This window comes from Streptomyces sp. A18 (assembly GCF_059026065.1).
This window is the reverse complement of sequence record NZ_JBWLKL010000019.1, coordinates 118,000-144,619: the sequence shown is the minus strand read 5'-3', so window position 1 is coordinate 144,619 and position 26,620 is coordinate 118,000. Positions and strand designations below refer to the sequence as shown.

At 70.5% G+C, this 26,620-nt stretch carries 23 protein-coding genes; 6 read left to right on the top strand and 17 right to left on the bottom strand.

Going from position 1 to position 26,620, the window contains the following annotated elements:
• Positions 1–116: 116 nt before the first annotated feature.
• Positions 117–3,041: a UPF0182 family membrane protein gene (locus AC5P1C_RS26750; RefSeq protein ID WP_493868479.1), complete on the bottom strand. Its 2,925-nt coding sequence runs from the start codon at positions 3,039–3,041 to the stop codon at positions 117–119.
• 146 nt (positions 3,042–3,187) lie between these two features.
• Here AC5P1C_RS26750 and AC5P1C_RS26745 point away from each other — a divergent pair, with 146 nt between their 5' ends.
• The gene (locus tag AC5P1C_RS26745) at positions 3,188–3,730 is read left to right on the top strand and encodes a PPA1309 family protein (protein WP_493868473.1); all 543 of its coding nucleotides are present in this window, start codon (positions 3,188–3,190) and stop codon (positions 3,728–3,730) included.
• Positions 3,731–3,851: 121 nt separating this feature from the next.
• Here the strand turns inward: AC5P1C_RS26745 and AC5P1C_RS26740 are convergent, their stop codons facing one another.
• The 4 genes from AC5P1C_RS26740 to AC5P1C_RS26725 form a co-directional block, all read right to left on the bottom strand.
• Positions 3,852–4,940, bottom strand: coding sequence for a YlbL family protein (locus AC5P1C_RS26740; protein ID WP_493868472.1), 1,089 nt, complete (start codon positions 4,938–4,940; stop codon positions 3,852–3,854).
• Between the two features lie 69 nt (positions 4,941–5,009).
• On the bottom strand, positions 5,010–5,180 hold the full coding sequence (locus tag AC5P1C_RS26735) for a hypothetical protein (RefSeq protein ID WP_493868471.1): 171 nt from the start codon (positions 5,178–5,180) through the stop codon (positions 5,010–5,012).
• Between the two features lie 368 nt (positions 5,181–5,548).
• Positions 5,549–6,013 (bottom strand): molybdenum cofactor biosynthesis protein MoaE, encoded by a 465-nt coding sequence (locus AC5P1C_RS26730; protein WP_493868470.1) that lies wholly within the window; start codon positions 6,011–6,013, stop codon positions 5,549–5,551.
• A 120-nt stretch (positions 6,014–6,133) separates the two neighbouring features.
• Positions 6,134–7,246, bottom strand: a complete 1,113-nt coding sequence (locus tag AC5P1C_RS26725) for an SDR family oxidoreductase (protein WP_493868469.1) — start codon at positions 7,244–7,246, stop codon at positions 6,134–6,136.
• A gap of 191 nt (positions 7,247–7,437) precedes the next feature.
• On the opposite strand from AC5P1C_RS26725, the gene AC5P1C_RS26720 reads away from it, so the two are divergent.
• Entirely contained in the window at positions 7,438–8,904 is a 1,467-nt protein-coding gene (locus AC5P1C_RS26720) for a zinc-dependent metalloprotease (RefSeq protein WP_493868468.1), read from the top strand.
• Positions 8,901–9,425 carry an NUDIX hydrolase gene (locus AC5P1C_RS26715; RefSeq protein ID WP_493868467.1) on the top strand — a complete coding sequence of 175 codons (525 nt, stop codon included), beginning with the start codon at positions 8,901–8,903 and terminating at the stop codon, positions 9,423–9,425. The genes AC5P1C_RS26720 and AC5P1C_RS26715 overlap by 4 nt, the downstream gene beginning before the upstream one ends.
• 97 nt (positions 9,426–9,522) lie before the next feature.
• Here the strand turns inward: AC5P1C_RS26715 and AC5P1C_RS26710 are convergent, their stop codons facing one another.
• The 4 genes from AC5P1C_RS26710 to AC5P1C_RS26695 form a co-directional block, all read right to left on the bottom strand.
• Positions 9,523–10,278 (bottom strand): AIM24 family protein, encoded by a 756-nt coding sequence (locus tag AC5P1C_RS26710; RefSeq protein ID WP_493868466.1) that lies wholly within the window; start codon positions 10,276–10,278, stop codon positions 9,523–9,525.
• 16 nt (positions 10,279–10,294) lie between these two features.
• Entirely contained in the window at positions 10,295–10,975 is a 681-nt protein-coding gene (locus AC5P1C_RS26705; RefSeq protein WP_493868465.1) for an AIM24 family protein, read from the bottom strand.
• Positions 10,976–10,986: 11 nt separating this feature from the next.
• Positions 10,987–12,708 carry a TerD family protein gene (locus AC5P1C_RS26700; RefSeq protein ID WP_493868464.1) on the bottom strand — a complete coding sequence of 574 codons (1,722 nt, stop codon included), beginning with the start codon at positions 12,706–12,708 and terminating at the stop codon, positions 10,987–10,989.
• A 117-nt stretch (positions 12,709–12,825) separates the two neighbouring features.
• Positions 12,826–13,422 carry a M48 metallopeptidase family protein gene (locus AC5P1C_RS26695; RefSeq protein WP_493868463.1) on the bottom strand — a complete coding sequence of 199 codons (597 nt, stop codon included), beginning with the start codon at positions 13,420–13,422 and terminating at the stop codon, positions 12,826–12,828.
• A gap of 218 nt (positions 13,423–13,640) precedes the next feature.
• Here AC5P1C_RS26695 and AC5P1C_RS26690 point away from each other — a divergent pair, with 218 nt between their 5' ends.
• Positions 13,641–14,813: a ThiF family adenylyltransferase gene (locus tag AC5P1C_RS26690; protein ID WP_493868462.1), complete on the top strand. Its 1,173-nt coding sequence runs from the start codon at positions 13,641–13,643 to the stop codon at positions 14,811–14,813.
• Positions 14,814–14,854: 41 nt separating this feature from the next.
• A complete protein-coding gene (locus AC5P1C_RS26685) occupies positions 14,855–16,222 on the top strand; it encodes an ABC1 kinase family protein (RefSeq protein WP_493868461.1) in 1,368 nt (455 codons plus the stop codon).
• A gap of 15 nt (positions 16,223–16,237) precedes the next feature.
• On the opposite strand, the gene AC5P1C_RS26680 is transcribed toward AC5P1C_RS26685, so the two are convergent.
• The 5 genes from AC5P1C_RS26680 to AC5P1C_RS26660 all read right to left on the bottom strand — a co-directional run bounded on the left by AC5P1C_RS26680 (position 16,238) and on the right by AC5P1C_RS26660 (position 20,136).
• On the bottom strand, positions 16,238–16,429 hold the full coding sequence (locus tag AC5P1C_RS26680; protein WP_493868460.1) for a hypothetical protein: 192 nt from the start codon (positions 16,427–16,429) through the stop codon (positions 16,238–16,240).
• Positions 16,430–16,546: 117 nt separating this feature from the next.
• Positions 16,547–16,870 carry a putative WhiB-interacting protein gene (locus tag AC5P1C_RS26675; protein ID WP_493868459.1) on the bottom strand — a complete coding sequence of 108 codons (324 nt, stop codon included), beginning with the start codon at positions 16,868–16,870 and terminating at the stop codon, positions 16,547–16,549.
• Positions 16,867–17,235 (bottom strand): WhiB family transcriptional regulator, encoded by a 369-nt coding sequence (locus AC5P1C_RS26670; RefSeq protein ID WP_160507109.1) that lies wholly within the window; start codon positions 17,233–17,235, stop codon positions 16,867–16,869. The genes AC5P1C_RS26675 and AC5P1C_RS26670 overlap by 4 nt, the downstream gene beginning before the upstream one ends.
• A gap of 167 nt (positions 17,236–17,402) precedes the next feature.
• Positions 17,403–17,765, bottom strand: a complete 363-nt coding sequence (locus AC5P1C_RS26665; RefSeq protein WP_493868458.1) for a hypothetical protein — start codon at positions 17,763–17,765, stop codon at positions 17,403–17,405.
• 163 nt (positions 17,766–17,928) lie between these two features.
• Positions 17,929–20,136, bottom strand: a complete 2,208-nt coding sequence (locus tag AC5P1C_RS26660; RefSeq protein ID WP_493868457.1) for an ATP-dependent DNA helicase UvrD2 — start codon at positions 20,134–20,136, stop codon at positions 17,929–17,931.
• Between the two features lie 150 nt (positions 20,137–20,286).
• On the opposite strand from AC5P1C_RS26660, the gene AC5P1C_RS26655 reads away from it, so the two are divergent.
• Positions 20,287–20,529 (top strand): mycoredoxin, encoded by a 243-nt coding sequence (locus AC5P1C_RS26655; RefSeq protein WP_160507106.1) that lies wholly within the window; start codon positions 20,287–20,289, stop codon positions 20,527–20,529.
• 32 nt (positions 20,530–20,561) lie between these two features.
• Here AC5P1C_RS26655 and nudC read toward each other — a convergent pair whose 3' ends face one another.
• Genes nudC through AC5P1C_RS26640 form a run of 3 tightly spaced genes read right to left on the bottom strand, consistent with a single transcriptional unit; the run spans position 20,562 to position 26,575 of the window.
• Positions 20,562–21,509 carry an NAD(+) diphosphatase gene (gene nudC, locus AC5P1C_RS26650; protein WP_493868456.1) on the bottom strand — a complete coding sequence of 316 codons (948 nt, stop codon included), beginning with the start codon at positions 21,507–21,509 and terminating at the stop codon, positions 20,562–20,564.
• A gap of 58 nt (positions 21,510–21,567) precedes the next feature.
• Positions 21,568–22,989 carry a dipeptidase gene (locus tag AC5P1C_RS26645; protein WP_493868455.1) on the bottom strand — a complete coding sequence of 474 codons (1,422 nt, stop codon included), beginning with the start codon at positions 22,987–22,989 and terminating at the stop codon, positions 21,568–21,570.
• Between the two features lie 10 nt (positions 22,990–22,999).
• Positions 23,000–26,575 carry an ATP-dependent helicase gene (locus AC5P1C_RS26640; RefSeq protein ID WP_493868454.1) on the bottom strand — a complete coding sequence of 1,192 codons (3,576 nt, stop codon included), beginning with the start codon at positions 26,573–26,575 and terminating at the stop codon, positions 23,000–23,002.
• Positions 26,576–26,620 lie beyond the last annotated feature (45 nt).

Genomic DNA, 26,620 nt, shown 5'->3' with positions numbered 1-26,620 from the left:
ACAGGATTTGAACCTGCGACCTCTGGGTTATGAGCCCAGCGAGCTACCGAGCTGCTCCACCCCGCGCCGTTGTGTTGCAACCGTACCACGGCGCGGAGGGGGTGTTTCGCAGCTGGTCAGCCGCCGTTCTCGTCCCCATTTTTGTCGGGTTTCTTGTCGGCGTTCTTGTCGCCCTTCTTGTCCGCCGCGGCCTGGGCGTCCTCGGCTCGCTGGAGGGCCTCCTGGAGCTTCTCCTGCGCTTCTCCGTAGGCCTTCCAGTCGCCGTCCTTCAGGGCCTCCTGCCCGTCCTCGAACGCCGTCTGGGCGTCGTCGAGGGCAGCCTGCACCGTCGGGTCGTTCGTCTTGGGCGGATCAGTCGGATCGGCCGGCTCGTCCGGATCCTCGGCCGGTGGCTCGGTACTCCCTTCGGCGCCGAAGACCTGGTTGAGGCCGTCGCTCAGGGAGTCCGCGAACGCGGTCTCCGTGCCGTAGGACACCGCCACCTTCTTCAGGAGCGGATACGCCGATTTACGTCCCTGCACGTACACGGGCTCGACGTAGAGGAACCCGTCGTCCAAGGGCACGGTCAGCAGGTTTCCGTAGAGGACGTCGGAATCGGCGCCCTTCATGTCCCGGACGAAGTTGCCGACCTCCGTCATCGAGTTCAGCTTGTTCTGGACCTGTTCCGGGCCGTCCACGTCGCCCGTGACTCTCAGCAGCTTCATCGTGCCGAAGTTCTTGCTTCTGGCGTCGGCGTCGACCGTCATGAAGGCCCGTAGGTTGGGGCGCCCGCTGGGGGTGAACGTCGTCGTCAGGGAGAACTGCTGCTGCGTCTGGCCCGGCGTCTTCATGGACAGGTAGTACGGCGGAACCGCGCTGTTGTCCTTCTTCGTCGGGTCGTTCGGCACCTGCCAGGCGTCACTCGCGTTGTAGAACTGGCCGGGGTCCGTGACGTGGTAGAGCGTCAGGAGCTCGCGCTGCACCTTGAACATGTCCTGGGGGTAGCGCAGGTGGTCCATCAGGGCCTTGGGGATCTCACCCTTGTCCTTGACGGTGTCCGGGAACGCCTTCTTCCAGGTCTTCAGGACGGGGTCCTTGTCGTCCCAGGTGTAGAGCTTGACCTCTCCGGTGTACGCGTCGACGGTCGCCTTGACCGAGTTGCGGATGTAGTTGACCCGGTTCTGCTGGGCCACCACCGCGCGCGCGTCGTCGGACTCGGAGAGCGAGTCCGCCGTCGTGTCGCCGAGCGTGGTGCGCGAGGCGTACGGATAGCCGTTGCTGGTCGTGTAGGCGTCGACGACCCACTGGATGCGACCGTCGACCACCGTCGGGTAGGTGTCGCCGTCGATGGTCAGCCAGGGAGCGACGGACTCGACGCGCTCCTTGGGCGTGCGGTTGTAGAGGATCCGAGAGCCCTCGCCGATCGCGCCCGAGTACAGCATCTGCGGTTCGCCGAAGGACACGGCGTACGCGGCGCGGTTGATCGGGTTGGAGAGGTTGACCCCGCTGTCGCCCTTGTAGCTGTAGGTCTTCTGACCGCCGCCGTCCTCTTCGTAGTCGAGCTCCTTCTGGGGCCCGCCCACGATCGAGTACTGGGTGGTCTTCTCTCCGTAGTAGATCCGCTGCTCGTACTCGCCGAGCTTGCCGGTGGTGGGCAGGCCGGACTCCGTGAAGTCCGGGGCGCCCTTGGAGCCCTTCTTGGTCTCCGTGCCCTTGGCCGTGACCATGCCATAACCGTGGGTGTAGGCGAAGTGGTCGTTGATCCAGTTGCGCTTGTCCAGCTTGTCGAGGCTGAGCTCACGCAGACCGACAATGGTGTCCTGGCCGTTGTAGCGGTCCACGTCCAGGGTCGTCGGGAAGCGGTAGTACTCGCGCTCCTGCTCCAACTGCTGGAAAGTCGGCGAGACGATGTTCGGGTCGTTCAGCCGGTAATTGGCCGCCGAGTCCGCGTCGTCGCGCTTCTTCTCGGGCTCCTCGTCGGCCTTGCCCGCGCCCTTGTAGTCCTCGGGCTTCACGCCGCTGATGCCGTACGCGTCGCGCGTCGCCTTGATGTTCTTCTCGATGTACGGCGCTTCCTTGGCCTGCTCGTTCGGCGAGACCTGGAACTTCTGCACGATGGCCGGGTACAGACCGCCGATGAGGATGGCGGAGAGGACCATCAGGCCGAAGCCGATGACCGGCAGCTGCCAGGTGCGCCGCCACAGCGTCCCGAAGAAGAGCAGCGCGCAGATGACGGCGATGCAGAACAGGATGGTCTTCGCCGGCAGGTACGCGTTCGCGTCCACATAGCGAAGCCCCGTCCAGTCGCCGGTCGCCTTGAAGTCACTGGACTTCACCGCGAGCCCGTACCGGTCGAGCCAGTACGCCACGGCCTTGAGCGTCACGAAGACGCCGAGCAGCACCGACAGATGCCCCGTCGACGCCGCCGTGGCGCGCGCGCCGGGGCTGGTGATCCGCAGCCCGCCGTACAGGTAGTGCGTGAGGGCGGCGGCGATCAGGGAGAGCACCGTGGCCGCGAAGCCGAAGCCGAGCAGGAAGCGGTACCAGGGAAGGTCGAACGCGAAGAACGACACGTCCATCTGGAACTGCGGGTCCTTCTGACCGAAGGAGACGCCGTTCACCCACAGCAGCCACGTGCGCCACTGGCCAGCGGCCGACGCGCCCGCGATCAGGCCGACGAGCGTGGCGATGCCGAGCAGCAGCCACTTCTTGTACGGCGCGATGCTCATGCGGTACCGGTCGAGGCTCTGCTGCTCCATCGACATGGCGCTCAGCGGCGGGCGCAGCCGGTGCGCCAGCCAGATGTTCAGTCCGACCGCGGCCGCCATCAGGAGGCCGAAGACGAAGAACAGGCCGATCTTGGTCCACAGGGTCGTCGTGAAGACCGACGAATAGTTGACCGAGCGGTACCAGAGCCAGTCCGTCCAGAACCCCGCGAACATGACGAACACCATGGCGAGAACCGCCAGGATGCCCAGTGTCATGAGCAGGGTCCGGACGCGACGGGACGGTCGGCCCACTCTGATCCGTGGCCCCGTCGGGCCTCCGCCGCGGTCCGGCATCTGGAAAGCCAAGGTGCGCACCTCGAAGTTCGATGTTGATTCTGTTGATCCGTCAGGGCCCTGTGATCGTGGACCCACACCTATGCAACTTACCTACGCTTTACTCGGTTCCCGTTTCTCGGGACTAACGAGGCAGGATTGTGACCATGTCCAACACTCCCATGGCAGCGAGCCCCCTCACCCGTGCCGTGCTCGAGATCGAGGAGTACGCGTCCGGCCTCGGCTGGGACCAGCCCGCACGCCTCTTCGCGCTCGTCGACACGGCGCGACTGCGCACCCAAGAACCCGGCCTCGCCACCCAGCTCGGCCTCGACAACTCCCCCGAAGAATCCGGCCTCACCCCCATCGAGCAGGAGGAGATCCCGGCGGGCAAGCCGCTGGACGAGTTCCTCGGCACCATCGCCTGGCCCGACTCCGTGGCGGGCTGCGCCCTCACCGTGGAGCGTCTGATGCTGCCGCCGTCCGCGGAGACCTCCGTCCCGGAGGGCCTCAGCGAGGGTCAGCTCGCGAAGTGGGTGGCCGAGCACCCCGACCGCCAGGAGGTGCGCATGACGGTCGCGGTGCTCCGTGACGGGGCGCGCGACTCGGCGCTGCGGCTGCGGGCGAAGGACTCGCCGACCGAGGTCCTGACCGGGTCCGACCTGGTTCCGGGGCTCGCGGAGGCGCTGGCGGCCACGTTCGCCGACTGACACCACGCCGTTCTCGTACGCGGGTGGGGTGCGTCCTGCCCGCGTACGTCCATCTCTTCTGCCCGCTGCTTCCGTGCGGCTACAGCTGTACTGCTGCTTCTGTGCGGCTACAGCTGTGCTGCTACTTCTTCACCGTGCACTGCGGCAGGTCCGCGGTGTCGCCCTTGCGGATGTCGTCGAGGGCGTCCACCGCGTCGTCGATGGTGTCCACCTCGACCAGCGTGAGGCCGTCGGGGACGTCCTTGGCGGCCGTGGCGCAGTTGTCCTTCGGGGTCATGAAGTACTCGGCGCCCTTGGCGCGCGCGCCCACCGTCTTCATGCCGATGCCGCCGATCGGGCCGACCTTGCCGTTCTCGTCAATCGTGCCGGTGCCGGCCACGAAGTTGCCGCCGGTGAGGTCGTTCGGGGTCAGCTTGTCGACGATGCCGAGCGCGAACATCAGTCCGGCGCTCGGGCCGCCGACGTCGGCGAGCTTGATGTCGATGGTGAACGGGAACGTGTGGTCGGTGCCCGCCTGGATGCCGACGATCGCGCGGCCGTCCTTCGCCTTCTCCGTGGTCATCTTGACGTCGTCCGTGCGGGTCGCTTCCTTGCCCGCCTTCTCGGCGGCGGCCGCCTCCTTGACGGGGACGACGCTGAAGACGACGTCCTGGCCCGGCTTGCGCTTGGTGACCAGCTCGGCGACGTCCGTCATCTCCTTCACCGGCTTGCCGTCGACCTTCTTGATGACGTCACCCGCGTGGAGCGTGCCCTCCGCGGGGCTGTTCTTGAAGACGGTGGAGACGACGACCTGGGACTTCACCGGGATGTCCAGTTCCTTCAACGCCGCGACCTTGGCGCTCTCCTGGGACTGGCTGAACTCCTCGGCGTTCTCCTGGGTCGACTGCTGCTCGGTCTTGCCGTCCGGGTAGAGGGTGTCGTGCGGCACCACGATGTTGTCGTGGGCCAGCCAGCCGTACACGGCCTCCGCGATGTTCATGTTGTAGTCGGCGCTGGTGACCCGGACCGTCGTCATGTTGAGGTGACCGGTCGTCGGGTAGGTCTTGCGCCCGTTGATCTGCAGCACCGGCTCGCCGCCGTGGTCTCCGAGAGTGTTCACCGTGGGTCCCGGGGACATCTCCGAGTACGGCACTTTGATGAGCACTCCGGCGCAGAGCAGCGCGATCAGCATGAGGGTGGAGGCGAGCATCGTCGCGGTGCGGCGTGGCATGGAACGACAGTACGGGACCTGCCTGTCAGTGCACCGCTGGGGCCAGTCCGTACGGGGCCCAGCGGGCCCTCACGTACCGGTGTGGGACTTGTCCATCGCCTGGCGGAAGGCCGCGTAACCGTTGAGCTCGGTGTTGTCACCGGTCTTGCCCGACCGGCGGTTGCGCGCCGCCCAGCCACCCCACAGACCCGCACCGACAGCTGCCGCGAACGGAATCAGCAACCAGGCAAGTGATGCCATGTCGACCTCCCGACCCCATGAGCGACCGCAACTGACTGATCAGCAGATTAACCATCCGCTGCGTCAACGCTCACGCCAGGGGTCGGGTTACGCAACCGGAAGCGCTTGGGCCAACTGGCCGGGTCACCGCGGAAAGAGGCCAGCAGACCTTCCGGGTGACCGGCAGACCCTGACCGGGGTGCATCAGCAGGCGCCGACCCACTCCTCCTGGCCGACCCAACCCCTGATGGCCGCTCTCGCACTGCTCGGCCCCGGCGGGCCTCCCAGGCTTCGACCGACCGCGTCGGACTCCGTCCGCCGACCGTGTGGAACCGCCCGGACCCGAGCCACCCGGACCGCGCACAAGCCGACCCCGGCCGCACAGGCGCTCAGCAGGCGCCGACCCACTCCTCCTGGCCGTCGGAGAAGCGCTGGTGCTTCCAGATCGGCACTTCGTGCTTGAGGTCGTCGATCAGCTTGCGGCAGGCGGCGAAGGCCTCCGCGCGGTGCGGGCAGGAGACGGCCACGACGACCGCGAGGTCGCCCACCGCCAGGTCACCCACGCGGTGGACGGCGGCCAGAGCGCGCACCGGATGTTCGGCGACGACCTTCTCGGCCACCCGGCGCATCTCGGCCTCGGCCGTCGGGTGGGTCGAATAGCCCAGCTCGTCGACGTCCGCACCGCCGTCGTGATTGCGCACGGTCCCCACGAAGAGCGCCGTGCCTCCCGCCGCGTCGTCGCCGACGGCCCGGAAGACCTCGTCCAGGGAGAGCGGTGCGTCACGGATCGCGAGGAGCCGGATGGGGTCCTGCGCGGCCTGCTCGCCGGGGTGGTCGTTCGTGGTGCGTGCCATGCGGCCATGGTGCCGCACGGCAGGGACATCGCGGAATAGCGCTTTCGCCCGGCACGCGCGCGTGCCGGGTTGGAGCTCTCTACAGACGCGCACCAGGGCTTGGGCCCGTCGGGGAGAGGCTCAGATCCGGCGCCGCGCCTTCCGCGCGCGGCGCACCACCGCCGCCGCACCCAGCAGCGCGACCGTCGCACCGGCGGCACCCGCGGCCGTCGCGTCCTTGCGCCCGAGGCGACGTCCCGCCACGGTCCGGCGCCCCGCGACCTCTTCGAGCAGCTCCGCGAGGACCTCCTCGTTGGTCCACTGCGGCCGCCATCCCGCGTCGTGCAGCCTGCTGACGCTGACCACCCACGGGTACATCGTGTACGCGAGGTCACCTGCCGGGGACGGAGTGAGACCGATCCGGTGCAGCCGCGCCGCCGCGCCGAGGGCCACCGTGGAGGGCAGCTCCATGCGCCGGATCTCGCTGAGCTCCTCGACCTCCTCCTGCTCCAGCCACCCGTCGCAGCCGACGGCAAGCTCACCGTCGACCTTCTCCAGGACGGCGTACTCCAGGGCGCTGCACAGGTCCTCGACGTGGCAGAACTGCCAGGCCGGGCGCGAGCCCGCCACCACGAGCAGCCGGGGCGACTCGAAGTAGCGCGTGAGCGCGGTGTCCGTGCCGCCGACCAGGGTCGCGGGCCGCACCACGGTGACGTTTAGACCAGGGTGGGCACGGGGCGCGCGCCGGGCGAGCCGCTCGACCTCCAGGAGGTCACCGACGCCGGTCGCCTCGGCGGTGGCACGCAATTCGGAGTCTTCGGAGAGGGGCAGTTCGTTGTCGGACAGCGCTCCGTAGACCATCGCCGACGTGCAGAGCACGACACGGTGGACGCCGGCCGCCGCTGCGGCCGTCAGGACGGTCTGCGTACCGCGCACGTTGTACGCCGTACGCGCCGCGGCGTCGGTCTCCAGGTCGAGATCGAGCGCGAGGTGGACCACGACGTCCGCGCCCCGCAGCTTCTCGGCGATGGCCGGATCCCTGACGTCCAGGATGTGCCACGTGGCCTGGGCGCACTCGCCCCGCCGCTCGTCGATGGCCACGACCTGCTTGATCTCCTCCGACGCGGCAAGGCGCTCGGTCAGCAGCGCGCCCACGCCTGACGCGGCGCCGGTCACGGCGACCACGGGCCCGCGGACGGGGGCCGGAGTAGAAAGGTTTCGCGCTGCGCGAACCTGTGGATCTGGGGAACTCACCGGGCGTCTCCAGCGGTTGTCTTCAGTAGATACGCGAATGACGCGTACGTACCAGGTGGCATCCATCCTGCCGCAGGCCATGACTCGACGAAGCACTGAGGCCCGATCCCGTCACGGTGTCTACGCTGGGTGGTGTTGTAAGGCAGCCGCCGTCGGAACAGTACCGGCGGCCTGACGAGCCGAGGAATCCCGTGAGTGACACCCCATTCGGATTCGGCCTTCCGCCGGAGGAGCCGGAGAACGGCGACGAGGGCAAGAAGAAGGAGTCCCCCGGGCATGGACAGAGCGGGGGACAGGGAGCCGGAGGCCCTGGGAACCCATTCGGCTTCGGAGGCCTGCCCGGCGCGGGCGGTCCCGGCGGCCAGGGCGGTGACAATCCGTTCGCCGCGATGTTCGGTTCGATGAATCCGAACGACCTGGGCGCCGCGTTCCAGCAGCTCGGCCAGATGCTCTCGTACGAGGGCGGCCCGGTGAACTGGGACATGGCCAAGGACATCGCCCGCCAGACCGTCTCCCAGGGGACGCCCGACGGCACGAAGGACGCGAGCGTCGGTCCCACGGAGCGCGGCGCGGTCGAGGAGGCCATCCGCCTCGCCGACCTGTGGCTCGACGACGCGACGTCGCTGCCGTCCGGCTCCGGCGTGGCCGTGGCCTGGAGCCGCGCCGAGTGGGTCGAGGCGACCCTCCCGGTGTGGAAGGAGCTGGTCGACCCGGTCGCCGAGCGCGTCGGCCTCGCCATGGGTGACGTGCTGCCCGAGGAGATGCAGGCCATGGCCGGCCCGCTGATCGGGATGATGCGCTCCATGGGCGGCGCCATGTTCGGCCAGCAGATCGGCCAGGCCGTGGGCGTGCTCGCGGGCGAGGTCGTCGGCTCCACGGACATCGGCCTGCCGCTCGGCCCGGCCGGTAAGGCCGCCCTGCTCCCGGTGAACGTCGAGGCGTTCGGCAAGGACCTGGGCGTCCCCCAGGATGAGGTCCGGCTCTACCTGGCGTTGCGCGAGGCCGCCCACCAGCGGCTCTTCGCCCACGTGCCGTGGCTGCGCTCGCATCTGTTCGGCGCGGTCGAGGGGTACGCCCGCGGCATCAAGGTCGACACGGCCAAGCTGGAGGACGTGGTCGGCCAGCTCGACCCGCAGAACCCCGAGCAGCTGCAGGAAGCACTCCAGCAGGGCATGTTCCAGCCGGAGGACACTCCCGCCCAGAAGGCCGCTCTGGCCCGCCTGGAGACGGCTCTCGCGCTCGTCGAGGGCTGGGTGGACGCAGTCGTGCACGCGGCGGCCAAGCCCCGCCTGTCGTCCGCTGACGCCCTCCGCGAGACGCTGCGCCGCCGCCGCGCGACGGGCGGCCCCGCGGAGCAGACCTTCGCCACGCTCATCGGCCTCGAGCTGCGCCCGCGCCGGCTGCGGGACGCCTCGCGCCTGTGGGCCTCGCTCACGGACGCGCGCGGCGTGGACGGCCGCGACGGCCTGTGGGCCCACCCGGACATGCTGCCGACGGCCTCGGACCTGGACGACCCGGACGGCTTCGTGCACCACGAGCAGCTGGACTTCTCCGAGCTGGACAAGATGCTCGGCGAGGCCGCGGGCGGCTCCGCCAAGCCGGACCTCAAGAAGGACGCCACCGAGGACGACGGCGACAAGGGCGACGACGACAAGTGAGTCTGTACGACGACGCGATCCTCGTGCTCAAGGGCTACGAGGACCAGGAAGAGCTGCGCCAGTACTACCTGGACCACCTCTCCGCCCATCCCGAGAACGGCATGTGGAAGGCCTGCACGGATGGTCACGTGACGGCCAGCGCGCTGGTGATCGACCCGTCACGCGGGCGCGTGCTGCTGACCCTGCACAAGAAGCTGCGGATGTGGCTCCAGATGGGCGGCCACTGCGAGCCGGGCGACCCGACGCTGGCCGCGGCCGCGCTGCGTGAGGCCACGGAGGAGTCGGGTGTGCCGGGCCTGACGCTCCTGCCGGGAGGCCCCGTCCGGCTGGACCGCCACCCGATTCCGGGCCCCTGCACGCAGCACCTCGACGTGCAGTACGCCGCCCTGGCTCCCGCCGACGCCGTCGAGGCGATCAGCGACGAGTCACTGGACCTGCGCTGGTTCGCGTACGACGAGGTGGCGGGGGTCGCCGACGAGTCGGTCGTGCGCCTGGTGGAAGCGACGAGGGCGCGGCTGTAGACCGCGCCCCGTAAGGGGCGTGGGGAGCTGCGCGACCAGCCACGACCGGCCCGCAGTTCCCCACGCTCCTGGCACTGCTCCCGCCCCCGCGCAGGGGCTAGCTCCAGACGTTCCCCTGGTTCTGCCCCCGAGCGCCCTGCTGGCCCATGCCGTACTGAGCCCTGGCGCCCTGCCCGATGACCGCGTTCTGCGGCGGCAGCATCTCGCTCGGCTGGACGAGGGCGTAGCCCTGGCCCATGAAGCTGAGCTCCCAGCCCTCACCGGTGTTGCCGCGGCGCCGCCACACGCCCGACGAGTGCGTCTGGGCCTGCATCTGCACCCGCAGGCCGTTGGACCAGGCGACGATCGCGTCCGCGTCGGCGTTCACGTACTGGTCCGGAGTGACCTGGAGCATCAGCGGCTGGCCCGAGGTCATCAGGGCGACCTTGCCGCGGCCCGTGATGTTGAGCTGGTACTTGCCCGAGCCGGAGATGCCGTACTGGCTGTCGACGGCGATGACCTGGTGGGTCAGCGACGAGTCGAGCGCGAGGACATAGCTGCTGTCCACGGTCAGACCGTCCTGGTCCACATCCACTACGTGGATGTACTGGGCGAGGTTGGCGAGATAGACCGTGCCCTGGCCGTGGCAGCGCATCAGGTCGAGGCCCTCGCCGGTGTGCGCGCGGGCCCGCCGGTTGCCCTGGCTCTGGTACTCGGCGTCGAACTCGACCAGCCCCTGGTAGGCGACCATGGCGCCCTTGCGGGCGAGGATGTCGTCGTGGCCCTCCAGGGCGACCCGCAGCAGCTGCGGGTTCTGGACGGTGTAGCGCTCCTGAGTCTGCTGCTCGGTGTGCGCGAAAAGTGAGCTCTGCATGGTGTCCTGTTCCCCCTCAGCCCCGGGCCCGGAGACGGTCGGTGCTGTCCTCGCTGGGCTGTACGACGACGATGCCCTCCCCGGAGAAGCCCATCTGGTAGGCCTCACCGCTGCCGCGCCCGATGAGCGAACCGGCCTTGAAGCTGCGCTTGCCCTTCACCTTGAGGTTCGGGGACCAGGCGATCAGGGCGTCCGGATCGACGTACGTTTCGTCGTCGCCACGGCCGCAGTCGACGACGATCGGCGTGCCTCGGGAGGTCAGCGCCACCCAGCCCTGCCCGGAGATCTTGACGTTCCACAGGCCCTGCCCGGCGAACTTGGCCATGCCCTTGACCCGCTCGACGCCCCACTGGAGGGACGTGTCGAAGGCGAGGAGGTTCGTGCCGTTCACCGAGAGCGAGTCGCCCGCCAGGTTGATGACGACGACGTCGGCTCCGTAGTCGGCGAGATAGAGCAGGCCGTCTCCGGAGCACTTCATCAGAGGTGCGCCCTCGCCGGTCATCCACTCGCGCGCGATCTGGCGCACGGCGGGCGGATTGGGCTCGTACTGCACGAACCCTTCGTAGGCGACCATCGAGCCCACGCGCGCGAGGAGGTCGTTTCCGGACTGCATGGCCACCTTGAGCATGTGGCTGCCGTGGTTCTCCATGCGGGCCGCGACCGGTGCCGGGGCGAAGCCCGAGAGTTGCTGATTCATGACGGGCTCCCTCAGACCTCGAACGGCTGGACGATGATGAAGTTGCCGGGCGCACCCCGGAACTGGAGGTTCACGCTCTCCCCCGTGGAGCCCGCGTGCGCGTTGCTGCGCAGCCGCACCTGGCTGGAGACGATCGCCTGAGCCGCCGCCGACCAGGCGACCACGGCGTGGCAGTCGGCGAACGTCGTCGGCGTGACGGGCAGTACGACGGGCACTCCGTGCGTCTTGACGACGACGGTGCCGGTGCCCTGGAACTGCATCACGAACAGCGCGCCACCGGGGATGCCGTGGCCCTCGATCCTGCGGACCTCGTGCTGCAGCGACTCGTCGAACGCGAGGACGTTCTCCGCGGAGACACAGATCGCGTCCCCCTGGAGCTCGATGGGGTGCAGATGCGTGGCTTCCTCGGCGAGGAAGACCTGGCCACGGCCGGAGCAACGCATCAGCTGCATCTCCTGGCCGGTCGAGTTGCCCACGACGCGGCCCGCGAAGCCCGCGCCCTTGTAGCTGAACTCGACCTTGCCCTGGTAGAGCACCATGCTGCCCTGGCGGGCGAGCACGGCCTGCTCGCTGACGCCGAGGTCGACGCGGACGAGCTTCTCGTTCTGCTGCGTCCAGCGCTGCCCGGTGGGCGCCTCACGGTAGGCCGCGAGAGCCGCGGACACACCGCCGCCCTGCGGGGAACCCTGGGGTACGCCGGCTCCGTACGGGGACGGAGCGGGAGGCTGGCCGGGGAACTGGCCGGGAGGCTGCTGGCCGTAACCGGGCGGCGGCGTCGGAGCGCCGGGCTGCTGGCCGTAAGCGGGCGGCGGGGGCGCGGACTGGCCGGGGACCTGGCCGAACTGCGGCTGCTGCGGCGGCTGACCGGGCTGCTGTCCGGGCTCTCCGTACGGCGCCGGGGCGGGCGGGGGTGGCATCGTGCCGCCCTGCGGCTGGTTCATCGGCGCCACGATGGTCTGCGCGGCATGCACCGACGGGTCGGCGGGGGCCGGGGCAGGCGGCGGAGTGGCGCCCTGCGGCGGCGCGAAACTCTGCGCCGGCGCTGGGGCCGGAGCGGGCGCCGGAGCCGGGGTCTGCGCGGGCGCCGGAGCCGGGGTCTGCGCGGGTGCCGAGGGGGCACCGAACGCGGGCGGCGCGGCGGCCTGGCCTGGCGGCGCGAAGGACGGGGCGCCGGTGGCCTGCGGTGCCTGCGGCGCGGGCTCCTCCTCGGCGACCTCGCCGCCGAAGTTCTTCAGGAGCGCGTCGAGGCCGCCGTCGAAGCCCTGCCCGATCGCGGCGAACCGCCAGACGTCCTTCAGGTAGAAGTCGCCCAGCATCACGGCACGCTCCGTGGAGAACTCCGCGCCGTTGAAGGAGTAGCGGGCCACTTCCTCGCCGCCCGCCACGATCCGGATGTACCCGGGGGCGACCTGCGACATCTGCCCGGCGCCGTCGATCGTCGCGGTGAACGACAATTTCTGGATCTTCGCCGGGATCCGGTCGAGCGTGACGCGGAAGGACTCCGTGTCGCCGGCCTGCTCGCCGAGGAGCTGGATGGACTCCTCGGGAGACTTCGGCTGGTTGAAGAAGATGAAGTAACTGTCGTCCGACAGGCGCTCGTCCGCGTCCAGGCCGAAGCAGCTGATGTCGAAACTCAGTCCGGGGGCGGAGATCTGCACACCTACGTACAGATCGGTGCCCGCGGTGAGGTCACTGATCTTGGCCTTGTGGCCGCGTTGGAATTCCCTGGCCATACGTAACGACCGTCCCCCATCCCGAATGTAAACGTGTCGCGTCAGGCTAACCGCAAAGTCCGACATCGAACCAAGCCGGTACAGACCCGGTACACAACCTCCGGGCCCTGCTCGAGTTCACTCGTCGCGGGCGGCGGGCAGTTGGGGCAGCCGGTCGGCCGCGACCACACCTTCGAGGTACCCACGAGCCCGCTCCGTACGGGGATACGCCTCAAGAAGCTGCCAGAAGTTGGGCCCGTGTCCGGGTACGAGGAGATGCGCGAGCTCATGGACGAGGACGTAGTCGACGACGTACTCGGGCATGCCCTGCAGCCGGTGCGAAAGGCGGATGCTTCCCTCCGACGGGGTGCACGATCCCCATCGGGTGTTCTGGTTCGTGACCCAGCGAACGGACGTGGGCCTGGCCCGGCCGTCGAAGTACTGCTCGGAGAGACGCTCGGCGCGATCGGCGAGTTCCGCGTCGCCCAGAACCCGCTTGCTCTCCTGGGCGGCGAGCTTGTCGAGCATGACGTTGACCCAGCGCTGTTCCTCGGCCTCGGACATGCGGGCGGGGATGAGCACGACGGTGCGGTCGCCCTCTCGGTACGCGGAGACCGTTCTGCGGCGGCGGGCGCTCCGTCTGACCTCGACCGCGCTCGTCCCCGAGCCGGGTGACGGCGGGCTGGTCGTGCTGCGCTGTGGGTTTCCGGCGCGGTGCAGTGGGTCGGCGGGCACGCCCCGACGTTACCCGCTGGGCGTGGGGGAAGTCCCGCCTCCGGGACGGTTCGGCGGGGTATCGCTCCCCGTGCGATCGATTAGTACGACGAACACCCCCTGCCTGTGGATAACGCTCCGCGGCTTTCGGCCGGGGCGGGCATTCTGGCTGTCGAGCGGCGCTGCGGACGGGGACCGGCAGCGCCGGACGACCACGGGGACGATCACGGGGGACGACCATGCATCCGATCTTGAAACCGGCGCTGCGGCGCGGCTGGCGCGATCTGAACACCATCCAGTTCGGCGTGGCGCCCGCGCACGCCCTGGTGCTCGGTCCTGTGGACACGGCGACGGGCAGCTTTCTCCAGCTCCTGGACGGGACACGCGGGCTGCCGCTCCTGCGCGACGAGGGCAAGCGGATGGGCCTGCCCGACGATCACGTGGACCGGCTCGTGGGGCGGCTGTCCAGGGCCGGGCTCCTCGACGACGCGACGGGAGGCGGTCCGGCGGCCGACGCCCTGCGCAAGCGGGCCGAGGCCATGGACCGACTGCGCCCGGATCTGGCCTCCCTCTCCGTCGTGACGCCCGAGCCGGGCGACGGGATGAGGAGATTGGCCGCGCGCCGGGCGATGCGGGTCCGGGTGCGGGGAGCGGGCCGGGTGGGGGCGGTGGTGGCATCCGTACTTTCCGGGGCGGGCGTGGGGCAGGTCGATGTGATGGACGGAGGTGTCGTCGAACCCTGGGATGTCGCCCCGGGCGGTCTGCCTGCCGCATCGGTCGGGGAGCGCAGGGACGCGGCGGCGCGACGGGTCGTGCGGGATGCGGCTCCGGACCGCCCACCCCGCCGTGGCCGGAGGAAGGCGGGGGCGCCGGGAGAGGGGGAGGCGGGGGCGCCGGGAGAGGGGGAGGCGGGTCTCTCCCTCGTGGTCATCGCCCCGCGGGACGGTCTCGACGCCCATGCCCCGGACCCGCTCACCGCCGAGCCGCTCGTGTCGTCGGGGACGCCTCATCTCTACGCGGGTGTGATCGAGGGAACAGGCGTGGTGGGGCCGCTCGTCCTGCCGGGGACGACGGCCTGCGCGGGCTGTCTGGCGCTGGACCGTGCGGACCGGGATCCCACCTGGCCGCGCATGCTGGCGCAGTGGCGTTCGGGACGCGCGCGCCATGTCACCGCGTGCGATCTGGCCCTGTCGACCACGGTCGCCGGTCTTGCCGCGGCGCACGCCCTGGCCTTCCTGGACGGGGCGCCGTCGGCGAGCGCGGGGGTTCGCTGGGAGGCTTCCGCGCCCGGATTCAACTGGTATGCACGGCCGGTTCCCGCGCACCTGACGTGCCCGTGCGGGGCGGGTGTGGTGGATAAGGGGGAGCGCCTCACCGAGGCCCATGGGCCGCACGACACAATGGCCGGGTAGACGCCTGACAAGGCGTGGCTGTCTGGGATTTGGAGGGGCTCATGTCTGATCTTCCCCGGAAGGCGGTAACCCGTACCGCCAAGCTGGCCGCGCTGCCACTCGGCTTTGCCGGGCGGGCGACCTGGGGGCTCGGCAAGCGGATAGGGGGCAGATCCGCGGAGATCGTCGGCCGTGAGCTCCAACAGCGCACGGCGGAGCAGCTGTTCAAAGTGCTCGGCGAGCTCAAGGGCGGGGCCATGAAGTTCGGCCAGGCGCTGTCGGTCTTCGAGTCGGCGCTGCCGGAGGAGGTCGCGGGGCCCTATCGCGCCGCGCTGACGAAGCTGCAGGAAGCGGCGCCGCCGATGCCCACGCGCACCGTGCACGCCGTGCTCGCGGAGCGGCTCGGGGAGGATTGGCGCGAGCTGTTCCTGGAGTTCGAGGACAAGCCGGCCGCCGCCGCGTCGATCGGCCAGGTCCACCGGGCGGTGTGGGAGGACGGACGTGAGGTCGCCGTCAAGGTGCAGTATCCGGGGGCGGGCGAGGCGCTGCTCTCCGACCTGAATCAACTCAGCCGGTTCGCCCGCCTTCTGGGGCCGCTGATTCCCGGGATGGACATCAAGCCGCTCATCGCCGAGCTGCGCGACCGGGTCTCCGAGGAGCTCGACTACAGCCTGGAGGCCCAGGCGCAGCACGCGCACGCGGAGGAGTTCGCGGACGACCCGGATGTCATGGTCCCCGACGTCGTGTACCAGTGCGAGCAGGTCCTGGTGACCGAGTGGATCGACGGGGTGCCGCTGTCGGACGTGATCGCGGATGGCACTCAGGAGCAGCGGGACCGGGCGGGACAGCTCCTGGCCCGTTTCCTCTTCTCGGGGCCGGCGCGCACCGGCCTGCTGCACGCCGATCCGCATCCCGGCAACTTCCGTCTGCTGCCGGACGAGAAGGGCGGCTGGCGGCTCGGGGTCCTCGACTTCGGCACGGTGGACCGGTTGCCCGGCGGTCTTCCGCCGACCATCGGCATATCCCTGCGGATGACGCTCGACGGCGAGGCCGCCGCGGTCTACGAGATGTTGCGCGAGGAGGACTTCGTCCAGGAGTCCGTCGAGCTCGAACCGGACGCGGTCCTCGACTATCTGTTGCCGATCATCGAACCGATGCTGGTGGAGGAGTTCACCTTCACCCGCGACTGGATACGCGGTCAGGCGACACGGGTGGCCGATCCCCGCTCCCCCGCCTATCAGTTGGGCAAGCGGCTGAACCTCCCGCCGTCGTATCTGCTGATCCACCGTGTGACGTTGAGCACGATCGGGGTGCTCTGTCAGCTCGGGGCGACTGTGCGGATGCGGGACGAGCTCGAGGAGTGGCTGCCGGGCTTCCTGGCGGAGGAGCCTCAGGAGCAGGAGGCGGACGACCAGGCGGCCGAGGCCTGAAGCCGTGGCTCGCCCTCACCACCAGGTGGAGTCGAGCCGTCCCTCGATGGCTCTGATGTTCTCGCGGGCGCAGGATTCGCAGAGGTAGCGGCGGACGCCGTTCTCCACGGAGCAGGTCCAGGTGGGCGGCGCCCCTTCGGCGACCGTGCCGCAGCAGAAGCACACGAGATTCTCGGTGTCCGCGGGCTGAGGAGTCTGCTGGTCCACCCGGCGACCATATCCCCGCTCCCGGAGGTTCGCCCGGTACAACGCACCGCGGGGGCCGGTCCGTTCGGACCGGCCCCCGCGGGCATCGTGGTGTCGCTCAGCCTGCGCGTCGGCTCGTCACTGCATGACGGCGATGGCCAGCGCGCGCCGGGCACGCAGCGACGCGCGCTCGGCGCGGCGCTGCATCCGGCGGGCCGCCATCAGCCGGGCGGCCGGGCGCTGCGCCTCGGCCTCGCGCATGCGTTCGTGCATATGCGCACGAGCCAAGGCTTCTGGGATGAGTTGCATCTCGCGGGTCCTGTTCTGACGCGAGTCGTTCGCGCCGGTGGTGGTGAAGTCTGGGGTGGCGGAGCCTGCGGGCTCAGCGGTGGCTGCCTTCATCGGGGCCTGCTTCTTCGGGTCGTGCGTCAGGGGGCGGTCGATCGTTCCGGCGGCGTTCATGCCGCTACCGGGTTCTTGCGCGGACGGCCACGCGGCCGCTTCCGGGCAACGACGACACCCTGGACGAAGAGCTCGCCGCCCCAGACACCCCACGGCTCACGCCGCTCCTTGGCGCCGGCAAGGCAGGCCTCCATCAACGGGCAGGTACGGCAGAGGGACTTGGCGTACTCGACGTCCGCCGGCGACTCGGCGAAGAAGACCTCCGGGTCGTAGGCACGGCAGGGGACGGGTACGCCGAGGTTCTCGATGGCGTCGTCGAGCGCGGTGAGCGCGGTCAGGGGAGTCAAGGTCGGGTCCTCCGTGGGAGCGGGCGGGGGGAGAGTCTCTGAAGGCGGTACGGACGGGGCGTGCGCTTCGAGTTGCACGGTGGTGTTTTCCTCGTCTGGTCGTGCCGGCCTGGGTCGGCCGGTTGGCGGCTGGTACCGGGTCTTGCTCGGCCCCTTCGCTCCGTCATCCCGTTTTGGGGAAAACAGAAGGGCCGCGGATCCCGGGTGGGGTTCCGCGGCCCTGAAGGCGCCGGTCTGATCGAGGATCAGACTGGATCACTCCAGGGTTCGAGCCCACGGAAGGCCCACATCGTGTGGTGCTGCGTCGTCTGCTTCTTGGCTCCGGCACCGGCTGCGGCAAAGGCATAGGCCTGCGCCTGTGCCGTCACTACTGCTGCCGGTGCCTTGGTCGCTCGCTCGCTGCCCTCATTGACCTCACGCATCGGAAGAACGTTGAGAACACGCGGGAGGGCGACAGGCAGGACAGAGGACTCCGGACGGTTGGCGGCGGCAGCGATGCCACCGGACAGACCGGTGCCCAGGTTCGAGAAGCCGAGCAGGCAGGAAGCGACGACCGAGCGATCGGTCATTTTCGCGGTGCTGATGAAGCTCTCGTTGATGCTGATCACTGGAATCGCCTCCTCTCGGCGTCTATGGGATCGATCGAAACCGATCCTGCGGGCTATTAAGTACAGCACGGGGCCAGGGCTTCGGAGAAGCCGCCGTTCCCGTGCTTAAGAACCTATGGGTCTTCCTTGCGCCTGCGCAAACTATTTTTTCGACGAGTTTGAATCAGTTGCCATCGGCGCCCCTTACAGGCTCTTCACCTGCACAAATGGCGAGGACATCAGATCCGAAGCGGTTGAGCTTGCGCACGCCGACGCCCGGGATTCGGGCCAGATCGCCCTCCTCGTCGGGTGCGGCCTCCGCGATGGCGATCAAGGTTTTGTCCGTGAACACGCAGTAGGCGGGCTGTCCCAGCTGTGCCGCCTGGCCCGAGCGCCACTCCCGGAGCCGTTCGTAGAGCCCCTCGTCCATGTCGGACGGGCAGTCCTCGCACCGCATCAACTTCATCTCGCCCGCGTCGGTCAGGGTCCGCCCGCAGACCCGGCACCGCGCCGGGGACCTGCTCCCCCGCCGGCGGTTCCTTGCGCCGCCGCTCTCCTCACCGCCGCTGCCGCGCTCGACGCCACCGGGTCCCCCGCCCGCGGCGCGCCCTGCGGCGCCCGCCCCCGAACCCGGGCGCAGCCCGTCGAGGAAACGGCTGGGGCGGCGTCCCCCGCGACCGCCCGGTGAACGGGACAGTGCCCAGGAGAGGGAGAGATGGAGGCGGGCCCGGGTCACGCCCACGTACAGGAGGCGGCGCTCCTCCTCGACCTGCTCGTCGGTCTTGGCGTACGTGATCGGCATCATGCCCTCGGCGAGGCCGACCAGGAAGACGGCGTCCCACTCCAGGCCCTTGGCGGCGTGCAGCGAGGCGAGGGTGACGCCTTCGACGGTCGGGGCGTGCTGGGCGCTCGCGCGCTCGTCGAGCTCCCCCACGAGGTCCGAGAGCGTCGCGCCGGGCTTGGCCCGTTCGAAGTCCTCGGCGAGACGCACCAGGGCCGCCAGGGACTCCCAGCGGTCGCGGGCCGCGCCGGAGCCGGCCGGTGGCTGTGTCGTCCAGCCCTTCGTGGAGAGGACGGCCCGCACCTGTGAGGGGAGGTCGACGACGTCGTCGAGCAGGGAGTCGTTGCCCCCGAAGCGGGCCGCGCCGCGCAGGGCGGCGCCCGCCTCCCTGACCTCGGTGCGCTCGAAGAACCGCTCGGCGCCGCGCAGCTGGTAGGGCACACCGGCGTCGGCGAGCGCCTGTTCGTAGATCTCGGACTGGGAGTTCGTGCGGAAGAGGACCGCGATCTCGCTCGCCGGGACTCCGTCGGCGATGAGGGCCCGGATGCGGCGGGCGGCGCCTTCGGCCTCGGCGGGCTCGTCCGCGTACTCCGTGTAGAACGGTTCGGCTCCGGCGTCGCGTTGGGAGATCAGTTCGAGGCGGTGGTCCGCGGCGCGGCCCCGGGCCTGGGAGAGCAGGCCGTTGGCGAGGTGGACCACCTGCGGCGTGGAGCGGTAGTCGCGGACGAGCTTGACGACCGTCGCTCCGGGGTGGCGGGTGCGGAAGTTCAGCAGGTGGTCGGGGGTGGCGCCGGTGAAGGAGTAGATCGTCTGGCTGGCGTCGCCGACGACGCAGAGGCTGTCACGGTCGCCGAGCCACAGCTCCAGGAGGCGCTGCTGGAGCGGGCTGACGTCCTGATACTCGTCGACCACGAAGTGTTGGTACTGGGCGCGGACCTGGTCGGCGATGTCGTGGCGGTCCTGGAGGATGCCGACGGCGAGCAGCAGCACGTCTTCGAAGTCGATGACGGAGCGGTCGCGCTTGAGGTCTTCGTACGCCCCGTAGATCTGGGCGATCTCCGCCGCGTCCCGGGGGATGAGGCGGCCCGACTTCGCGGCGGCGGCCGCGTAGTCCGAGGGGACGGTCTGGGTGACCTTGGACCACTCGATCTCGCTCGTCACGTCGCGCAGTTCATTGCGGTCGAGGCGGATGCGGGAGGCGGCGGCCGCGTCCGCGACAATTTTGATCTTCCGGTCGACGATCCGGGGCAGCGAGCCACCGACCGCTTTCGGCCAGAAGAACTGGAGCTGACGCAGGGCGGCGGAGTGGAACGTGCGCGCCTGGACCCCGGAGGCGCCGAGCTGGCGGAGGCGGCCGCGCATCTCGCCCGCCGCGCGGTTGGTGAACGTGACGGCGAGCACGCTGGCGGGCTGGAGGATTCCGGCGCGCACGCCATAGGCGATCCGGTGCGTGATCGCCCGTGTCTTGCCCGTCCCCGCGCCTGCCAGGACACACACCGGCCCGTGCAGGGCGGTGGCCACCTCGCGCTGCTCGGGGTCGAGCCCGGCGAGCACCGCGTCGGCAGAGTCCGGGACCTGCGGGAAGAGGGTGGAGTGCGTTGCTGCTGTCACCCCGCCATGCTGCCAGGTCGCGGGAGGCGCGTGAGCCCGGTTGTCCACAGGGAGGCCCCTGCAGTCGTACTAATGCGGGAATGGTGGCCGGGTCGCGTACGTTCGAGTCTTTGCGATGACGCACGCCGAGCAACAAAGGAGCGCGAGAACATGCCGGGCACTGTGACGATGTACAGCACCACGTGGTGCGGCTACTGCCGTCGGCTCAAGGGCCAGATGGACCGCGAGGGCATCACGTACAACGAGATCAACATTGAGCACGACCCGGATTCCGCGGCCTTCGTCGAGAAGGCGAACGGCGGAAACCAGACGGTTCCCACCGTTCTCTTCCCGGACGGCTCGACGCTGACGAACCCGTCGCTGGCCCAGGTGAAGCAGAAGCTGGCCGCCTGAGCGGCCGGGGCCCGATCCCGACAGAACGGGCCCTAGCCGACGGTGCCCGGCTTCGGCAGGGGCTTCCCGTACCAGAGCTCGATCAGCCGGGCCGCAATCGAGATCCCGTAGGGAGGCAGGACCTCCCCGGACTCGAATGCGGCCCGCAGGTCTTCGCGGGAGAACCAGCGCGCCTCGGAGATCTCCTCGCCGTCCACGTTGATCTCCGACGACGTGGCGGCCGCCATGAAGCCCAGCATCAGGCTGGAGGGGAAGGGCCAGGGCTGGCTCGCGACGTACTCGACGTCACCGATCATGACGCCGGCCTCCTCCCAGACCTCGCGCCGCACCGACGTCTCGATGGACTCGCCCGGCTCCACGAAGCCCGCGAGCGTCGAGAAGCGCCCCTCGGGCCAGTGCACCTGGCGGCCGAGCAGCGCGCGGTCCTGGTCGTCCGTGACGAGCATGATCACGGCCGGGTCCGTGCGCGGGTAGTGCTCGGCGCCGCACGCCTGGCAGCGGCGGATGTGTCCGGCCGCCGCGATGACCGTGCGCTCGCCGCAGCGCGAGCAGAAGCGGTGCAGGCGCTGCCAGTTCTCCAGGGCGACGGCGTGCACCATCAGGCCCGCGTCACGGGGCGACAGGAGGAGCCCCGCCTCGCGCAGGCCCGCGGGGCGCGCCTGCTGGTCCATGCGGCCCGGCAGGGAGTCCTTCTGCAGCGCGAAGTAGCTGACGCCGTCGTCGTCCGTGCCCAGGAAGTAGCGGTGGGCCTCGGTGAGGGGCGCTTCGAAGGACGGCGTCATCACCAGTTCGGTGCTGCCGTCCGGTGTCTCGTCGATGAGGACCTGGCCGCCGGAGACCACGAAGACCCGTGTCGTGGGGTGGCTCCAGGCGGCGGCGAGCCAGGCCTCGTCGAGGCGGTGGTGGGCTGCGCGATCGATGCCGCTCGGTGCGGTGAGCGAGACGGGACGGTCAGCGGCGCGTTCGGTCCAGGTGGTCACAGGTGCTTCCAACTCCCCCGATGGAATGGGTGGTTCAGCAAGGTCGACAAGGCGAGGCTCAGTGTGCATCGCGCCAGTGTCCGGCGAGATCGCCCCACAGGTAGGCCGTCGTCTCGACTCCCTTGAGGAGCAGATCGAGTTCGACCTTCTCGTTCGGCGCGTGCCAGCCGTCGGACGGCACGGAGATGCCCAGGAAGAGCACGGGCGCGGCGAGTACGTCCTGGAGATCGGCCGCCGGTCCCGAACCGCCCTCGCGGGTGAAGCGGATCGGCTGCTCGAAGGCCTGTCCCATCGCCCGTACGACGGACTGCAGGGCCGGGTGGTCGAGCGGCGTCAGGCAGGGGCGCGTGGCGGCGCCGAAGGTGATCGTGTGGCTGATTCCGTTCGGCAGCTGGTCGGCGACCCAGGTGCGTACGGCCTCTTCGACGCGGTCCGGGTCCTGGCCCGCGACGAGCCGGAAGGAGAGCTTCAGGAAGGCGGACGACGGGACGATCGTCTTGCCGCCCGGCCCTTGGTAGCCGCCGCCGATGCCGTTGACCTCGGCGGTGGGGCGGGCCCAGATGCGCTCCAGGGTGGTGTGGCCCGCTTCTCCGTGGGTCGCGTACGACTTGGCCGTACGCAGCCAGCGCTCCTCGTCGAAGGGCAGCTCGGCGAAGAGCTCGCGCTCGCGGTCGGTGAGTTCGGTGATGCCTTCGTAGAAGCCCGGGACGGCCACGCGCGCGTGCTCGTCGTGCAGCGCGGCGACGAGGCGGGCGGCCGCGGTCGCCGGGTTCGGTACGGCGCCGCCGAAGGATCCCGAGTGGATGTCCTGGTCGGGGCCGCGCAGCTCGATCTCGCAGTCGGCGAGGCCGCGCATGCCGGTGCACACCGTGGGGGTGTCCTCCGCCCACATGCCGGTGTCCGAGACGATCACCGCGTCGGCCGCGATGCGCTCCTTGTGCTCCTCGATGAGCGCGCGGAAGTGCGGGGAGCCCGACTCCTCCTCGCCCTCGACGAGGAGTTTCAGGTTCACGGCGGGGGCGGTGCGGCCCGTGGCGGCGAGGTGGGCGCGGACGCCGAGTGTGTGGAAGAACACCTGCCCCTTGTCGTCGGCCGCCCCGCGCGCGTAGAGGCGGTTGCCCTGGACGACGGGCTCGAAGGGTTCGGTGTGCCAGCCGTCCTCGCGGGCCGCGGGCTGCACGTCGTGGTGGCCGTAGACGAGGACCGTGGGTGCCTGCGGGTCGCCGGACGGCCACTCGGCGAAGACGGCGGGCGCTCCCGCGGTCGGCCAGACCTCGACGGTCGGGAAGCCGGTCTCCTTGAGCTGGGCCGCGAGCCAGTCCGCGCTGCGCCGCACGTCGTCCGCGTGGTCGGGCTGTGCCGACACGGACGGGATGCGCAGCCACTCGGCGAGGTCGTCGAGGAATGCGGCACGGTGGGTCTGGATGTACGTACGAACGGCGCTGACGCCACTGACGTCACTGTCAACGGACTGGCTCATGGTCACGAGCCTAGCCGCCCTCGGGAGCCGGATCGTCCGGTGGTTCGTCACCCGGCTGCCCGCCCGGTTCCTCGAGGAGGATCCGCTCCAGCTCGGCCCGGCCCGGCAGGTGCGCGGGCCGGGAGGTCTCGCCGCTGCGCACGTACAAGAACGCCGCCTTCACGGACTCCGGAGGCACGTCGTGCAGCTCGGCCCAGGCCAGGCGGTAGACGGCGAGCTGGAGGGGGTCGGCGGTGCGGGTGCGGCTGGTCTTCCAGTCGACGATCTCGTATGTCACATCGTCGCCGTCGACCTCCTTGTAGACCGCGTCGATCCGGCCGCGGACGACGCGGCCCGCGAGCGTCAGCTGGAAGGGGACCTCGACGCGGTGTGGGGTGCGGTGGGCGTACTCGGTGCGCTCGAAGGCTTCCTTGAGCGCGTCCAGATCGCGTTCGTCGGCGATCTCGGCCTCCCCGGGGGCGCCGCCCGGCAGGTCCTCGGGTCCGAGCAGCGGGAGGCGCAGCTCTTCGAAGCGGGTCTCCACCCAGGCATGGAAGCGGGTGCCGCGCCGGGCCGCGGGCTGCGGCGGGCGTGGCATGGGGCGGGCGAGCTCCTGCGCGAAGCCCTCCGGGTCGGCGGCGAGGCGCAGTACTTCGGACGCGGTGAGGGAAGCGGGGACGGGGATGTCCCTGATCGCCTCTCGGGCACGCAGGAGTTCGCCGGTGAGGGCGTCCAGGTCACGGTCCCAGGAGGCGAGGGTGCGGGCCTCCTCGGGAGTGAGGCGGGGCTCTTCGGCGTGGGTGGTGGCCGGGTGCGGGTGGGCGTCGGGGCCGGAGGGCGGGGCTGCCGCCTGGTGCGGGATCGACGGGCGGGCCGATGTCCAGGAGTCCCAGTCCTCGGGATCGGCATCGGGCAACCCGGCCTCTTCGTAGGGCCCTTCTTCGTAGGGCCCTTCTTCGTACGACGGCTCTCCGTTGGAGGGCTCTTCGTCCTCCGGAGGGGGCGGCCAGTCCGGGTCATCGGCGGGGGGCACGTCCTCGTACGCCGACGGGTGGGGCTCCTCGTGCGAGCGGGCGTCGTGCGCTTCCCCCGTCCCCTCTCCCGTGATGCGGTCCAGATGCGTGAGGACCGTCTGCGCGGCGGCCCGGCGGCGGGCCAGGGACGTGTCGTCCAGCGGGAGCGGCCACGCGTGCTCGGCGGCGCCCTCCACCAGGGCGGGGTTCTCCTCGCCCTCCTCCGGTTCGTCCGCCCAGGCCTCGATCTCCCCGTGACCCACCGCGCAGTGGTCGTACAACGCCCGCAGGAAGTCCGAGGGGCCGCGCGGCTTCTTCTGCGAAGGGCCCCACCAGTGGCCGGAGCCCAGGAGCAGCGAGCGGGGGCGCGTGAAGGTCACGTAGCCGAGGCGGAGCTCCTCGGTGCGCTGGTGCTCCTTCATGTCCTCCTGGAACGCCTTCATGGACCGGGAGTCCCACGCCTCGATGTCCGGCAGGGTCGCCGCGTCCCCACGCAGGGCGTGCGGGACGACCTTGCCCTGGGCCGTCCACTTCTCGCGCCCCTGAGTGCTGGGGAACGTCCCGCTGACCAGGCCGGGCACGGCCACGACGTCCCACTCCAGGCCCTTGGACTTGTGGGCGGTGAGCACCTTGACCGTGTTCTCGCCGCCGGGAAGGGCGTTGTCCAGGCCCTTCTCGTACTGCGCGGCCGTCCGCAGGAAGGCGAGGAAGGCGAGCAGGCTCGCACCGCTGTCGTTCGCGGCGAAGGACGCGGCGACGTCCAGGAAGTTCGAGAGCGTCTCGCGGCGGCGGGCCGCGAGGGCGTGCGGTGACGCGGAGAGTTCGACCTCCAGGCCCGTGACGGCGAGAACCCGGTGCAGTACGTCCATCAGCGGGTCGGCCAGCGAGCGGCGCAGATCGCGCAGTTCGGCGGCGAGGCGGGCGAACCGCACCCTCGCCTCCGGCGAGAAGGGAAGGCCGTCGTCCGCCGAGTCGTCGTCCAGGGGCGTCTCCAGGAACGTGTCGAGCGCGTCCGCCAGCGATATCACCTCGGCCGGGTCGACCCCCTCGACCGCTTCGGCGAGACGCCGGTCCGGGTCGTCGTCCGGGGATGCGTGCCCATGGCGTACGAGGAGGCGTGCGCGGCGGCCCAGGAGGGCGAGGTCGCGTGGGCCGATGCGCCAGCGGGGGCCGGTCAGCAGGCGCACCAGGGAGGCGTTCGCGCCCGGGTCCTGGAGCACCTCGCAGACGGCGACGAGGTCGGCGACCTCCGGGAGGTGCAGCAACCCGGAGAGGCCGACGACCTCCACGGGGACGTCCCGGGCGACCAGCGCGCCCTGGATCTGCGCGAAGTCCGTCGCCGTGCGGCACAGGACCGCGATCTCGCCGGGGGCCTTGCCGGTGCGCACGAGGTGCGCGATGGAGTCGGCGAGCCAGTCGATCTCCTCGGCGTGCGTGCGCAGCAGGGCACAGCGCACCATGCCGTCACGCTCGGCGCCAGGGGCGGGCCGCAGCGCCTCCACGCCCGCGTGCATCGCGCGCAGCGGCTGAGCCAGGCCGTTCGCGAGGTCCAGGAGGCGGCCGCCGCTGCGGCGGTTCTCGCTGAGCGCGTGGCGGGCGGCGGGGCGTCCGTCGGCGTGCGCGAAGTGCTCGGGGAAGTCGTCCAGGTTCGCCACGGAGGCGCCGCGCCAGCCGTAGATCGCCTGGCAGGGGTCGCCGACCGCCGTCACGGGGTGGCCCGTGCCGCCTCCGAAGAGGCCGGCGAGCAGGATCCGCTGGGCCACCGAGGTGTCCTGATACTCGTCGAGCAGGACGACGCGGAACTCCTCGCGCAGGATCTCGCCGACCTCCGCGCGGGTGCGGGCCAGCGTCGCGGAGAGGGCGATCTGGTCGCCGAAGTCGAGGAGGTCGCGGGTGCGCTTCGCCTCCCTGTAGCGGCCCACGAGCTCGGCCAGTTCGAGCCGGGCCGCCACTGTCTCCGGCACCTTGCGCAGGTCGGCGTTCGAGAGCTTGGCGCTCTCCAGGGTGTGCAGCAGTTCGGTGTCGTACGCGCGGAGCCTGTCGGGGCGCACGAGGTGTTCCGCGAGCTCGCCGTCGAGCGCGAGGAGGTCGCTGACGAGGTCGGGGAAGGAACGCGTCAGCGCGGGATACGGCCCTGGCGCCTCGCGCAGCACGCGCGCGGCGAGCTGGAAGCGGGTGGCGTCGGCGAGCAGCCGGGCGGTCGGTTCGAGCCCTATGCGCAGACCGTGGTCGGTCAGGAGGCGTCCCGCGAAGGCGTGGTACGTGGAGATGACCGGCTCACCCGGAGGGTGGCCCGGGTCGAGCGCCTCGGGGTCGGTGACCCCGGCCTTGATGAGCGCCTGGCGCACCCGCTCGGCCAGTTCGCCCGCCGCCTTGTTCGTGAACGTCAGGCCGAGGACCTGCTCCGGGGCGACCTGGCCGGTGCCGACCAGCCAGACCACGCGGGCCGCCATCACCGTCGTCTTGCCCGAACCGGCTCCGGCCACGATCACCTGCGGGGCGGGCGGCGCGGTGATGCAGGCCGTCTGCTCCGGGGTGAACGGGATACCGAGGAGCTCTTTGAGCTGCTCGGGGTCGGTGATACGAGGTGGCACGTCAGAGAGGCTAGCGGCGGCCACTGACAATCGGGGCATCCCCGG

Bases quoted from the DNA above. Each gene is read 5' to 3' on its own strand.
- AC5P1C_RS26750 (WP_493868479.1), bottom strand. From the start codon at position 3,041: ATGCCGGACCGCGGCGGAGGCCCGACGGGGCCACGGATCAGAGTGGGC.
- AC5P1C_RS26745 (WP_493868473.1), top strand. From the start codon at position 3,188: ATGTCCAACACTCCCATGGCAGCGAGCCCCCTCACCCGTGCCGTGCTC.
- AC5P1C_RS26740 (WP_493868472.1), bottom strand. From the start codon at position 4,940: ATGCCACGCCGCACCGCGACGATGCTCGCCTCCACCCTCATGCTGATC.
- AC5P1C_RS26735 (WP_493868471.1), bottom strand. From the start codon at position 5,180: ATGGCATCACTTGCCTGGTTGCTGATTCCGTTCGCGGCAGCTGTCGGT.
- AC5P1C_RS26730 (WP_493868470.1), bottom strand. From the start codon at position 6,013: ATGGCACGCACCACGAACGACCACCCCGGCGAGCAGGCCGCGCAGGAC.
- AC5P1C_RS26710 (WP_493868466.1), bottom strand. From the start codon at position 10,278: ATGCAGAGCTCACTTTTCGCGCACACCGAGCAGCAGACTCAGGAGCGC.
- AC5P1C_RS26705 (WP_493868465.1), bottom strand. From the start codon at position 10,975: ATGAATCAGCAACTCTCGGGCTTCGCCCCGGCACCGGTCGCGGCCCGC.
- AC5P1C_RS26700 (WP_493868464.1), bottom strand. From the start codon at position 12,708: ATGGCCAGGGAATTCCAACGCGGCCACAAGGCCAAGATCAGTGACCTC.
- AC5P1C_RS26690 (WP_493868462.1), top strand. From the start codon at position 13,641: ATGCATCCGATCTTGAAACCGGCGCTGCGGCGCGGCTGGCGCGATCTG.
- AC5P1C_RS26685 (WP_493868461.1), top strand. From the start codon at position 14,855: ATGTCTGATCTTCCCCGGAAGGCGGTAACCCGTACCGCCAAGCTGGCC.
- AC5P1C_RS26675 (WP_493868459.1), bottom strand. From the start codon at position 16,870: ATGAACGCCGCCGGAACGATCGACCGCCCCCTGACGCACGACCCGAAG.
- AC5P1C_RS26655 (WP_160507106.1), top strand. From the start codon at position 20,287: ATGCCGGGCACTGTGACGATGTACAGCACCACGTGGTGCGGCTACTGC.
- AC5P1C_RS26645 (WP_493868455.1), bottom strand. From the start codon at position 22,989: ATGAGCCAGTCCGTTGACAGTGACGTCAGTGGCGTCAGCGCCGTTCGT.